We start from the raw sequence: 12,834 nt of genomic DNA on the forward strand, positions 1-12,834 counted from the left end.
AACAGATGAGAAGAGAGCCACCGTGTCACAAACAATATCTAAAACGTTGGATGTCATATGTCTTGGTAGAGCATCCGTCGACTTATACGGACAACAAATTGGCAATAGGCTGCAGGATATATCCTCTTTTGCCAAATCATTAGGAGGTTCGTCTTGTAACATTTGCTTTGGAGCGGCGCGTTTGGGGTTACGTGCCTCAATGCTTACCAGGGTCGGCGATGAGCAATTTGGAGAGTTTATTCGAGAAGAACTCGAAAGCGCCGGCGTAGACACGAGTCACGTAGTCACAGATCCAGAAAGACTGACGGCACTTGCTATTCTCTCAATCAAAACGAAAGAAGCGTTTCCACTGCTCTTTTACAGAACAGATTGTGCTGATATGGCTATAGATGAAAGCGATTTCGACGAAGCTTATATTGCCTCATCCAAAGCGTTACTGATTACAGGTACGCATTTTTCGACACCGCATGTGGATAGTGTGGCCCGAAAGGCGATTGAGTATGCTCGTCGTAATAACACCAAGGTTATTTTAGATATTGATTATCGTCCGGTGCTTTGGGGGCTTACGCGTCCCGGTGAAGGCGATAACCGATTTGTGTCTAATACTGATGTGACTAAGCACCTTCAGTCAATTATTCCATTATGTGACCTAATTGTTGGCACGGAAGAAGAGGTACATATTGCGGGCGGCTCAACCGACACCATAGACGCGTTAAAGACGGTACGCGCGAAAAGTGATGCTGAAATTGTCCTTAAACGAGGAGCGCAAGGATGCTCGATTTTCGATAGGGAGATCCCTAATCATATTGACGATGCGTTTTTTGCTGGAGGTGTTAGAGTTGATGTGCTCAATGTTTTGGGTGCCGGTGATGCATTTATGGCTGGCTTTCTTCGTGGCTGGATTAGAGAAGAGGGGTATGAAAAGGCCTGTTCATACGCCAATGCATCTGGCGCGTTAGTTGTATCCCGTCATGGTTGTGCACCTGCCATTCCTACGCCAGAAGAGCTTGACTACTATATTGCTAATCAGCATGACATTGAACGGCCAGATTTAGATCCTGAGCTTAACTACCTGCATCGCGTTACCACGCGTAAGCCTGCGACGTGGGATGAACTATGTATATTAGCGTTCGACCACCGCCAGCAATTTGTAGATATGGCAAATGATGTGGGGGCTGACGTCACCCTTATTCCCACACTAAAACAACATATTCTTGCCTCGCTAAACGACGTGGCAAATAGCGGCACTGTACTCAACCAGGTGGGTGTGCTCATTGACGACACGTTTGGTCAAGACGCACTTAACGATGTTACAGGCCAGCGCTGGTGGATAGGTAGACCGGTGGAAGTGCCTACGTCTCGTCCCATTGAGTTAGAGGGAGGGCGTTCTATAGGCTCAAAGTTGGTGTCGTGGCCTAAAGAACATATTGTAAAATGCTTAATTTTTATGCATCCCGATGATGAGCAAACAATGTGGGACGCGCAAAGTCGACAAATTAAAGAGCTTTATGATGCGGTCTGTGTAAGCGGCCATGAGTTGCTTTTAGAGATTATTCCTCCGAAAAACATGCCTTGCGACGACGACACAGTCGTGCGGTGTATGGAAAATGTGTACGACTTAGGTGTGCGTCCTGAGTGGTGGAAGCTGCCGACGCCAACCCGTGGCGCATGGCAAGCTATCTCTTCACTGATCGAGACCCGGGCTCCGCACTGTAGAGGTGTGATTTTACTGGGCTTGGACGCACCAATTGAACAACTTGCCAAAGGTTTTGAAGACAGTGCTCATTTCCCCCTATGTCGAGGCTTTGCCGTGGGACGTTCTATCTTTGCTAAAGCAAGTCGAGCGTGGTTAGCAGGGGAGATTGATGACGACAGTCTAAAAGCTGAAATAGCGAGCAATTACTTAACTTTGGTTAAAGCCTGGAATAAGCGTAAGGATACTTAACATGCAGTATGTTCGATTAACCGCCGCGCAGGCGCTGGTAAAGTTTTTTAGCCAGCAATACATCGTTCACAACAACGAAGAGGTGCCGATTTTTGGCGGCGCGTTTGCGATTTTTGGTCATGGTAACGTAGCCGGCTTAGGCGAGGCTCTTTACCACGCGCAAGACAGCATACCTACGCTTCGTGCTCACAACGAGCAGGGCATGGCCCATACTGCAATTGCGTATGCTAAAGCAAATTTCCGCAAGCGCATGATGATGTGTACGTCTTCAATTGGGCCTGGAGCCACGAATATGGTAACCGCAGCTGCGCTTGCCCATGCCAATCGCCTTCCTGTGTTATTGATTCCCGGCGACACGTTTGCAAACCGAAAGCCAGACCCTGTACTTCAACAAATAGAACACTTTACTGATCCTGGAGTGACGGCGAATGATTGCTTCAAACCAGTAAGCCGATATTTCGACCGCATTCATCGCCCTGAACAACTGATCCATTCAATGCCCGTAGCAATGCAGACACTCTTGGACCCGGTGAACTCTGGCCCTGTTACTCTCGCTTTTCCGCAAGATGTACAGACCGAAGCATTCGACTATCCAGAAAGTCTGTTTGTAAAGAAAGTGCATAGTTTACGGCGAGTAAGCGCGCATCAGGATGAATTAGCACATGCACTTAGCGCACTTCAATGCGCTGAAAAGCCTCTCATCATCGCCGGTGGCGGAGTGCTTTACTCTGAGGCCACAGAAGTGCTGTCTGACTTTGCGCATGCCCATCAAATCCCGGTCGCAGAAACCCAGGCTGGAAAAGGGGCGTTGCCGTGGGAGCATCCTTGTGCAGTAGGCGGTATCGGTGTAACGGGGTCAGCTGCTGCAAATCAGCTAGCCCAAGAGGCTGATGTGGTGCTGGCAATAGGGACCCGTTTACAGGATTTCACGACGGAGTCGCGAACATTGTTGGAGAGTCACCAAAAAATGTTAATTCAGCTGAACGTAGGTGTGTTCGACGCTGAAAAGCACAACGCTCAACCGTTAGTTGGCGACGCGCGAACCGTGATAATGCAACTATCTGAGGGTCTTACGCCCGTTCCACTGTTTAAAGACTGGCTCAATCGTGCAAAAGTGTTAAACGCCCAATGGCAAAGCATGTATGACAACGTTACAGCAGATACGGGCACAGAACTGCCCTCTGATGCACAAGTGCTAGGTGCTATCAAACGGCAAAGTAACACAAGCGATGTCATTGTTTGTGCTGCCGGCGGTCTACCTGGAGAGCTTCACAAGCTATGGCGAGCTGAGGGACCGGGCTCGTACCATGTGGAATATGGCTTCTCTTGCATGGGCTATGAGATAGCGGGTGGCTTGGGCGTAAAAATGGCCACGCCAAAGCGCGAGGTGTTTGTGGTGGTAGGTGATGGTTCTTACATGATGATGAACTCTGAACTGGCGACGTCAATCATGCTTGAACAAAAAATCACCGTCATTCTGCTCGACAACCGAGGTTTCGGCTGCATTAACCGCCTTCAACAAGGTACCGGGAACGCACCTTTCAACAACCTTTTAGAAAACTGTGCGGGTAATCCCGACGCAATGCACATCGACTTTGCTGCACACGCCAGTGCAATGGGGGCGCACGGCATTAGTGTGTCCAGTGTTGGCGAGCTAGAGTCTGCGCTAGAAAAAGCGCGCAGTAATACAAAAAGTACCCTGATTTCACTTAATACCGACCCGCATATAAGTACTGATAATGGCAGCTGGTGGGACGTTGCTATACCTGAGATCTCACAGTGTGAGTCGGTAAATCAAGCACATAAAGAATACAAAGGTGCTCAGTCTAAGCAACCTTATTAATTTTGAAGACTTACGTCTTAGAGGGACATCATGCAAACACTTGGTAATTTTATAAACGGTAATAACGTAGAAAGCCAGAGCGGACGAGTGGGGGCAGTTTACGACCCCGCCACGGGAGAGCAGACTAAGCAAGTATGCCTTTCCAGTGCACAAGAGACAACACAAGCGATTACTGCCGCACATGATGCGCTGGCAGAATGGAGTGCGGTAACGCCGTTGAACCGTTCTCGCGTGATGTTTAAGTTCAAAGCGCTGCTGGAAGAAAATAAAGATGAACTGGCGCTGCTTATCACGTCAGAGCATGGAAAAGTTTTTTCGGATGCGCAGGGAGAGCTAACCCGAGGCATAGAGGTGGTGGAATTCGCGTGTGGTATTCCACATTTGCTCAAGGGCGAGCAGTCAATGAACGTTGGCCGTGGTGTGGACAGTTTCTCATTAATGCAGCCGGTGGGTGTCTGCGCGGGAATTGCGCCCTTCAATTTCCCCGCGATGGTACCACTTTGGATGTTCCCAGTAGCGCTAGCGTGCGGTAATACGTTTGTGATGAAGCCTTCCGAAAAAGATCCTAGCGTACCGTTAAAGCTGGCCGAGCTTTTAAAAGAGGCGGGCTTGCCAGACGGTGTATTCAATGTTGTAAATGGCGATAAAGAATCAGTTGACGTGTTGCTCAGCGATCCTAGAGTGCAAGCGGTTAGCTTTGTAGGTTCTACGCCTATCGCTGAATATGTATACAAGACGGGGAGTGAGAACGGGAAACGCGTGCAGGCACTCGGTGGTGCTAAAAATCATATGGTAGTGATGCCAGATGCTGACCTTGATTTAGTCAGTGGTTCTTTAATGGGCGCTGCTTATGGCTCTGCGGGTGAACGCTGCATGGCGATTTCTGTGGCCGTATGTGTGGGCGACGAAGCAGCGGATGCACTGATAGAAAAGCTAGAAACGGAAATAGCGAATATGCGCGTTGGTGCAGGGCATGGCGAAGGTGAGGAACCACATATGGGGCCTCTAATCAGCCGTCAGCATGCTGATAAGGTGCTGTCTTATATTGAGACAGGAATCAAGGAGGGGGCGCGTTTGGTCAGCGATGGGCGCGACTTTACCGTAACTGGAAACGAGCAAGGCTATTTTGTGGGTCCCACCCTATTTGATAATGTGACGCCAGGCATGCGTGTGTATCAGGAGGAAATATTTGGTCCTGTACTTAGTATAGTGCGCGTAAATACCTTCGAAGAAGCGCTTAAACTTGTTAATGAACACGAATACGGAAACGGTACCTCGATATTTACGGGAAATGGTGAGGCTGCCCATATGTATACGCATCAGGTGCAAGTGGGTATGGTTGGCGTGAATGTACCCATTCCTGTGCCTATGGCGTTTCACAGTTTTGGCGGATGGAAACGCTCAATATTTGGTCCTCTAAATATGCACGGCCCAGATGGCGTTCGGTTCTACACTAAGATGAAAACAGTGACTGCTCGCTGGCCTAAGGGCCAACAAAACATCAATCATTACACTATGCCAACAATGAAATAGCGCTAGCGTTAAAGACTCTTAATACGAAATTTTAAAAACGAAGGCATTCACTATGGTGAATGCCTTTTTTTATATTCTTTTTATTGACCGGGTGGGAATGTTGTAACGGGGGGGAAGATTGCAGAAAACATAATCAGGCATATTGTCATCAATTGGAAAAAAGTAAGTTATCGCTTACTTAAGCGAGGCAATAAGACCCGGTAGCGCTCTCATATCGCTGAACGAAGACACATTGGGTAAAGAAACGGGTTCGTTGAATGTGTTGTAGAAGAAGGTTTTCATTTTTGCTGCACTACCCGCCTTTATACCCGCCATGCTGTCTTCTATCACTACACATTCAGACGGCATTACCCCTAGCCTTTTCGCTACGCTTAAATAAATATCTGGGCTTGGCTTGTACGCGCCGATGTCGTATGCGCTGTAAATATGTGGGCCAAAATAGTGGTGCAAGTGACAAAGCCCTAATGCATGGTCTATTTTTTCTTTAGGGCCATTCGATACCACCGCTTTTTCGTAGTCTAGCTGTTCAAGAGCATCAACAACCCCATCGATAGGTTTAAGGTTCGCTTCGAATAAATTGGCGACGCGAGCCCGGTAGTCTTCTAAAAAGTGTGCAGGAAGGGTGATGTCATGCGATGTGGCAATATCGTTGAGTACCTCCGACATCTTGCCGCCTCGATATCGCTTCATCAACTGATGCGCATCAAGCTTGAGCCCCATAGTGGCAAACTGCTGAGCTAAGCCAAGGTTGCACAGGTATTCGCTATCTACCAGTGTGCCGTCACTATCAAAAAGCAAACACTTTATGGTCATGCTTATCGCCAAGACGGGTTAGGCGTAGACGACATTTGCAGGACGAGTTCTCCACCATTTGTGATTTCACTGTGTAGCAGATAGGCGCGGTTTAAAGGTTCGCCATTGAGCGTAGCAGACTCCACAAAAACATTATCTGGTCCATTATCTAGGGTTTTGATCGTAAACTGTTTACCCGTGAAGTAGTCATTGTCTAAAGAAAGTGTGATTTCATCGAAAATAGGTGAGCCAATATAATAAACAGGGTCCTGTTCTACGCCCCCGGTTAGCTGAAACAAGCCTATTTTCATGAGTACCGCCAGCGCGCCCATTAAACCCTGATCTTCATCACCGTTGTAACCACGTTCAGGAGATAAATGGGAGTAAACAGCGTCGACCACCCGTCTTGACCATTTTTGTGTTTTCCAGGGTGCGCCTGCTGCGCTAAATATAAATGCGGTTTGCATGCTTGGTTGATTACCATAATTGATCGGAGCCCGACGTAACGACTCAATGGTTTCATCTGCATGAGCAGTGCCTGACGTGAAGCCTTGCTTTTCGGCAACAAGAAAGTCGCGGTCTAGACGCTCAATTAATACCGCTTCCCCGCCCATCAATTCGGCTAACCCTTTAATATCGTGAGGAACAAACCAGGTGCCTTGAGCGGGGTTCGATTCGACAAAGCCATTTTCGTATTGATAGGGGTCGAATGGTGTTTGCCACGTACCGTCTACATTTCTAGGGCGCATAAAACCCGATTCAGGATCAAAAACATTGCGGTAGTTTTGACTGCGTTTTAAAAAATAGCGATAGTCCTTCTCTTTTCCCAGCGCGTTGGCAAACTGAGCAAGGGTAAAATCTTGATACGCATTTTCTAAGGTTTGGCCCGGCCCCCTTCTATGATTGCCATAACTGCTTTCCTCCGGCGGAAGAGGAAATGGAATGTAGCCTTTTTCGAGATAATGTCGCATACCACCACCCATTTTGGTGTAGTGCTCATAACCCGCTTTTGCCATAATGCCTTTATCACTATGATTGTACGTTAACCCGCTGTAAGCCGTGTCAACATCGAAGTCTCGTATGCCTTTCATATAGTTAGAAACGATAAACGGCGTTGATGAAGCGCCTGTCATGACATAGGTGTAATTTCCACCTGATGGGCCTCGTGGAATCATCGAGCCATCTTTATAGTAGGTAAGCAGACTGTTGGTGAAATCCGAGGCGACGCTTGGGTATACCAGCGGCCACAGCGTTGCAATGGTCCATTGTGCTCCCCAAAAAGAATCTGAGTTGTGATGGTTAAATAGCGGGACCCCCTTTTCATTGAGGGGAAGCTGTTTAATCACAGGATCTATGCCAGTTTGATCAACATATTGACCGTTGGCGTCAGAGATAATGCGTCTGCCTTGTAGTGCATGCCAAAGATCGGTGTAAAATCGGCGCTGTTGTTGTTCAGTTCCGCCTTTTACGGTGATTTTTTTAAGCCATGTGTTCCACTCTGTGAGTGCGGCATTTTTTGTTTTATCAAAGTGCCAGGTAGATAATTCTGCATCAATATTGGCTTTCGCATTCTCCACAGACACGTAGGAAATCCCCACTTTCATCAAAAGCGGTTTTTCGTCATGACTAAGTTCAATGAGTAGCCCTGCATTAAGTCCGTTAATGCCGCTAACGGCCGGGAATACATGTTCCCCTCTGTAGCTGTCTAATCGAGCTATGTCTTTATCGAATTCGGCATAGTAGTAAACTTTTGTAGGGCGAGTTCTGCGGTACGTCGGCAAGTTTGTTATGTAGCCAGCTACCGCATTAGACGCGACTTGGTTTGCTTCTGCGTGACCTAATTCTGATGGACCTAATTTGCCGCCTAAGTTAAATAATACTTGTTGTGGGGTATTAGGCGCATAATGGTAACGATGAAAACCAACCCGGGTTGTAGCGGTAAGCTCAACATCAATTTTGTAACGATCTAATGAAAATTTATGGTAGCCCGGCTTTACAATTTCACTGTCATGAGAAAACGGAGAGTAATAGTCATTTTTAATCTCGGCCACAGGGCGAGTAGACGAGAGAGGCATAACGGATAGCCCGGATAGCTGCCACGCATGCACGTGGCTTATGCCTTTAATGTCGTTAGAATGGTAACGATAACCACTTCCCCATGCTCCGCCTATCTCGGTATCGGGGTTGAGGTTGACCATACCAAAAGGAAGTGATGCTGAGTCAAAAAAGAACCAGCGGCTGTTAGCTGAATCGAGATAAGGGTAAACAAGGTCAACGGGTTGCTTACTGGACGCATAACTTAACGAAAGCGGCGTCAAAACACACGACATTGCTAGAAAACACGTCAACCAAAGATTCTTTTTCATCCTCAACTACCCCAAACTAAATCGTTATTTACGCCTTTATAACAAGATGCTATACCAATTTCAAATTGGTTCGTCCAATTTTAGTCGGAGATGAATAAAATATACGCTTCGGAAACGTCGGCGAGATGTGACTGCATGGCTTTCTTTGCCGCATCGCTGTCGTAGCGAGAGAGGCTTTCAAGAATTTGCTTGTGCGCTTCGATATTAGGGTTGGAGCCTTTCTGGCGAATCTTGTCGTTAAATACACGGCTTATTTCCGACGATTCACGCAAAGACCATAACCATTCAACAGTGGTAATAATGGCGCTGTTTCGTGTTGCCTGTGCAATAGTGCGGTGGAACTTTCCGTCAAACTCCTCTGCCTCCTTTATCTTTCCAAGGGCGACCATGTCTTCCATTTGCTTAAGATAAGCTTTCAGTTTGAGTAGTTCCTCATTACTAATCCTTTGTGCTGCCAGTGCTGCTGCTTCACCTTCAAATAAAGTTCGAGCCTCCATGATCTCGAGGGGGCCTGGTGCATCTTCCATGACCAAACTCGTCTTTAAATTCTCTCGCTTTAATACGTAAACGCCTGAACCTGGGCGAATTTCTACTAAACCGGATACCTCAAGGGCAATCAATGCTTCCCGTACTGTTTGGCGACTGACTTCGTATTCTTGTGCAAGTTCTCTCTCAGGGGAAAGGCGATCTCCAGGGCTCAAATTGTCACTGATGATGAGCTGTGCAAGTGAGTCTGCAACTTGAAGATACAGGCGTTGACCGGTGCTCGAAGAACCAGAGTGTAGATTTTTTGGACTTACATGTTGCATATTGGACGGGCCAAATGTTAACTTAATGAAAAAGGTTTGGCCAATTTAAGGCTTTGTGGTGGTAAATTCAAGGTTACATCTGTGTTTTTACTCGACAGAGCATCGTTTATATAGGAATGAATATGAAGATTATCGACGCTAAAGTCATCGTCACCAGTCCCGGTAGAAATTTTGTTACGCTGAAAATTGTTACCGAAGACGGGACCTACGGTATTGGCGACGCTACACTAAATGGTCGAGAGCTTGCGGTGGCAAGTTATTTAGAAGATCACCTTGTTCCATGCCTTATTGGAAAAGACGCGAGACGCATTGAAGACATATGGCAGTTCTTTTACAGAGGTGCATATTGGCGTCGTGGTCCAGTAGGGATGACGGCGATTGCCGCTGTTGATGTGGCGTTATGGGATATAAAAGCAAAAGCTGCCAATATGCCGCTGTATCAGTTATTAGGTGGCAGAAGTCGTGATGGTGTTATGGTTTACGGTCACGCAAACGGCAAAACGATAGACGATACGGTTGCCGAAGTCGGTAAGTACATCGATATGGGATATAAAGCCATTCGCGCTCAAACGGGGGTGCCCGGACTAGACAGTACATACGGCGTTTCAAAAGACAAAATGTACTATGAACCCGCAGATGCTGAACTGCCTACAGAAAACGTATGGTCCACGTCAAAATATTTAAATAGCGTACCTGAGCTTTTCAAAACGCTGCGTGAAACTTATGGCTACGACTACCATTTACTGCATGATGCCCACCACAGATGCACACCAATAGAAGCTGCGCAACTTGGTAAATCTCTAGAGCCTTACAAACTATTTTGGTTAGAAGATGCGGTTCCAGCAGAACTGCAAGAAGGTTTCAGACTGTTCCGTAAGCATACAACCACACCTATTGCAGTAGGAGAGGTGTTTGCTTCTATTCACGACTGCCAACAGCTGATTAGTGAACAGCTTATCGATTATATCCGCACGACCATTGTGCATGGCGGAGGGATCACGCATTTACGCAGAATTGCGCATTTAGCGGAGCTCTATCATGTCAGAACGGGCTTCCACGGTGCAACTGATCTAAGCCCTATCACAATGGGCGCTGCACTTCACTTCGACACTTGGGTACCAAACTTTGGCATCCAGGAATATATGCGTCATACACCTGAGACCGACGAAGTATTCCCTCACGATTATCGTTTTGAAAATGGCTATTTGATAGCCGGTGAAACGCCTGGGCATGGTGTGGATATCGATGAGGAAAAAGCAGCGAAATACCCTTATAAACGCGCTTACTTGCCCGTAAACCGATTAGAAGATGGCTCAATGTATAACTGGTGAGGAACAGAGCATGATTGGCGTATTTGGAGAGGTAATGATAGAGCTACAGCCCTATGGAGAGGGTATGTTCAAGCGCGGCGTAGCGGGAGATACATTTAATACGGCCGTAATGTTATCAAGGTTAGGTACAAACGTGCGTTATTTCTCTGCACTTGGCGATGACGGATTTAGTGAAAGTATTCGTGTCGCATGCCTTCATCATGGCCTGCCTCTGTGTTCAATGATAAGTATTCCCGGCGAATCACCAGGAATGTATGCCATCGAGAACGACAATCATGGTGAGCGAACTTTCACCTACTGGCGCAGTAATTCAGCGGCAAAGCAATGCTTTACCAGTATTTCACTCTTCACGTCACTGGTGGAGAAAGCGGAAAACTGCACAGCCTTTTATTGGTCAGGGATAACCCTGTCTTTGATGAGCGAAGAAGTGTTGCACTGTTGGTTAGCTTTTCTTGCACGACAGCGCGCTAAAGGCAAACTAGTGTTCTTTGATACGAACTACAGAGCGAACCTTTGGCGGCGTCGAGATGATGTAGTGAATGCCTATCAGCAAGCCATCGCAAAAGCAGATTACTTCCTTCCCAGCGACGAAGACTTAAAAACAATTTTCAAGTTTTCAAACACCGCGATGTTAGAGCAATTCTGCGCTGCGTTGCCTTGCATCACATTAATGTCTGCCAAGCGTAAAGCGTGCTATTGGGTGAAGGGGGAATTGAATACACTTCCTTTGGATTTCAGTGACACCATGGTAGACGCTACGGGAGCGGGAGACGCCTTCAGCGGCGGATTTATCTCGGGTATTTCTCAGAACATGAGTATAAATCAAGCCATTAAAAAGGCACATGCTTGTGCGAGTAAAGTGGTTCAATTTAAAGGTGCCATTCTGCCAGAAAGCCAGTGGGGTAAATTATCAATACCGTCGGCGGCGAACGATGCCTAGTTCGTCGGCACACACTTAATGCAAAAACACCAGAATAATGCCAATCCCTACAACGACAAATTAAATAGGACATTGCACTATGCCCATTTCTTCACTTGAAAATCCCTACAGCAAAGCGTTTTTAGAGCAACATTGCAAAGACATTTATCGGTTTTATGACCCACGTGTTGTTGATCAAGAAGGCGGGTATTTTCAGAATTATTTAGACAATGGTGAGGTGTTTAATCCTCAGTTCAAACAACTAGTGAGTAGTGCGCGAATTATCGTTAACTATGCCCGTGGCTACAGCTTACTTGGCGAAAAGCAATATGCAGAATTGGCTATTCACGGCCTTACCTTCCTTGAAAACGTGCATTGGCGAGAAGACAAGCAAGGCTATGCATGGACCCTTCAAGGAAATGACCCCCTTGATATGACCCAGCAAAACTACGGTTATGCGTTCGTTTTATTGGCCTATGCCGCAATTCACAAGGCAAAAATCAAAGATGCGAAAGAAGACATAAAGCGAGTGTTCGATTTAATGGAAACTCGGTTCTGGCAACCTGATTATGAGCTGTATGCTGATGAAATTAGCGCGGATGGAGTACTGTCGCCTTATCGAGGTCAAAACGCAAATATGCATGCATGTGAGGCGATGATTTCTGCGTTTGAAGCAACCGGTGACAGCGTTTATTTTTCTAGAGCAAAGTGCATAGCCGAAAATATAACCTCACGACAGGCTAATCAAACGGGCGGTCTCGTATGGGAGCATTACACGCCAACATTTCAAACCGATTGGGATTACAACCGTGATGACCCCAAAAATTTATATCGACCTTGGGGGTTCCAGCCTGGCCATCAAACCGAGTGGGCGAAATTGTTAGTGTCGCTATATCGAATCGAACCTAATACTGCGTGGTTAACGCGTGCACAGTTTCTCTTTGACTCTGCTTATAAGGTGGCTTGGGACAACGAATACGGCGGACTGATCTACGGTTTCGATGACGAAGGAAACTGGTGTGACGACGACAAGTATTTTTGGGTTCAGGCTGAAAGTTTCGCCGCGGCTGCTCTGCTTTATCAAGAAACGAAGGAAGCGAAATATTTAGACGCTTATAAAAAGTTATGGGCTTACAGCTGGGAACACTTTGTCGACCACCAATACGGTGCGTGGTTTAGGTTGCTGGGTCGTGATAATGCCAAAGTATCTGATGAGAAGAGTAGTGCGGGTGCAAAGTGTGACTACCACACGCTTGGTGCCTGTTTTGATGTATTAGTGAAACTGTAAAAAGGATA

9 protein-coding genes are annotated in these 12,834 nt (G+C 46.9%); 6 read left to right on the top strand and 3 right to left on the bottom strand.

The genetic code is table 11. From position 1 onward, the window contains the following. The first annotated feature begins 22 nt into the window (after positions 1-22). The 3 genes from ACXAGV_RS04305 to ACXAGV_RS04315 are packed head-to-tail and all read left to right on the top strand — an operon-like array spanning position 23 to position 5,321. Positions 23-1,945, top strand: coding sequence for a bifunctional 5-dehydro-2-deoxygluconokinase/5-dehydro-2-deoxyphosphogluconate aldolase (locus tag ACXAGV_RS04305; protein WP_474872195.1), 1,923 nt, complete (start codon positions 23-25; stop codon positions 1,943-1,945). A gap of 1 nt (position 1,946) precedes the next feature. Next, positions 1,947-3,788 (top strand): 3D-(3,5/4)-trihydroxycyclohexane-1,2-dione acylhydrolase (decyclizing), encoded by a 1,842-nt coding sequence (iolD, locus tag ACXAGV_RS04310; RefSeq protein ID WP_474872197.1) that lies wholly within the window; start codon positions 1,947-1,949, stop codon positions 3,786-3,788. Positions 3,789-3,818: 30 nt separating this feature from the next. Continuing rightward, a complete protein-coding gene (locus tag ACXAGV_RS04315) occupies positions 3,819-5,321 on the top strand; it encodes a CoA-acylating methylmalonate-semialdehyde dehydrogenase (protein WP_474803656.1) in 1,503 nt (500 codons plus the stop codon). 174 nt (positions 5,322-5,495) lie between these two features. Here ACXAGV_RS04315 and ACXAGV_RS04320 read toward each other — a convergent pair whose 3' ends face one another. The 3 genes from ACXAGV_RS04320 to ACXAGV_RS04330 all read right to left on the bottom strand — a co-directional run bounded on the left by ACXAGV_RS04320 (position 5,496) and on the right by ACXAGV_RS04330 (position 9,288). Further along, positions 5,496-6,134 carry an HAD-IA family hydrolase gene (locus tag ACXAGV_RS04320; protein ID WP_474872200.1) on the bottom strand — a complete coding sequence of 213 codons (639 nt, stop codon included), beginning with the start codon at positions 6,132-6,134 and terminating at the stop codon, positions 5,496-5,498. 2 nt (positions 6,135-6,136) lie between these two features. Beyond that, positions 6,137-8,479 carry a GH92 family glycosyl hydrolase gene (locus tag ACXAGV_RS04325; protein WP_474872201.1) on the bottom strand — a complete coding sequence of 781 codons (2,343 nt, stop codon included), beginning with the start codon at positions 8,477-8,479 and terminating at the stop codon, positions 6,137-6,139. An 80-nt stretch (positions 8,480-8,559) separates the two neighbouring features. Continuing rightward, on the bottom strand, positions 8,560-9,288 hold the full coding sequence (locus ACXAGV_RS04330; RefSeq protein WP_474803665.1) for a FadR/GntR family transcriptional regulator: 729 nt from the start codon (positions 9,286-9,288) through the stop codon (positions 8,560-8,562). Positions 9,289-9,410: 122 nt separating this feature from the next. On the opposite strand from ACXAGV_RS04330, the gene manD reads away from it, so the two are divergent. The 3 genes from manD to ACXAGV_RS04345 all read left to right on the top strand — a co-directional run bounded on the left by manD (position 9,411) and on the right by ACXAGV_RS04345 (position 12,826). Then, complete coding sequence (gene manD / locus ACXAGV_RS04335; protein ID WP_474872202.1) at positions 9,411-10,619, top strand: D-mannonate dehydratase ManD; 1,209 nt, start codon at positions 9,411-9,413, stop codon at positions 10,617-10,619. Between the two features lie 10 nt (positions 10,620-10,629). Then, entirely contained in the window at positions 10,630-11,559 is a 930-nt protein-coding gene (locus ACXAGV_RS04340) for a sugar kinase (RefSeq protein ID WP_474872203.1), read from the top strand. A 79-nt stretch (positions 11,560-11,638) separates the two neighbouring features. Continuing rightward, positions 11,639-12,826, top strand: coding sequence for an AGE family epimerase/isomerase (locus tag ACXAGV_RS04345; protein ID WP_474872204.1), 1,188 nt, complete (start codon positions 11,639-11,641; stop codon positions 12,824-12,826). Positions 12,827-12,834: the final 8 nt, after the last annotated feature.

The sequence above is a fragment of the Alteromonas sp. ABH4_453 genome, from assembly GCF_056160665.1.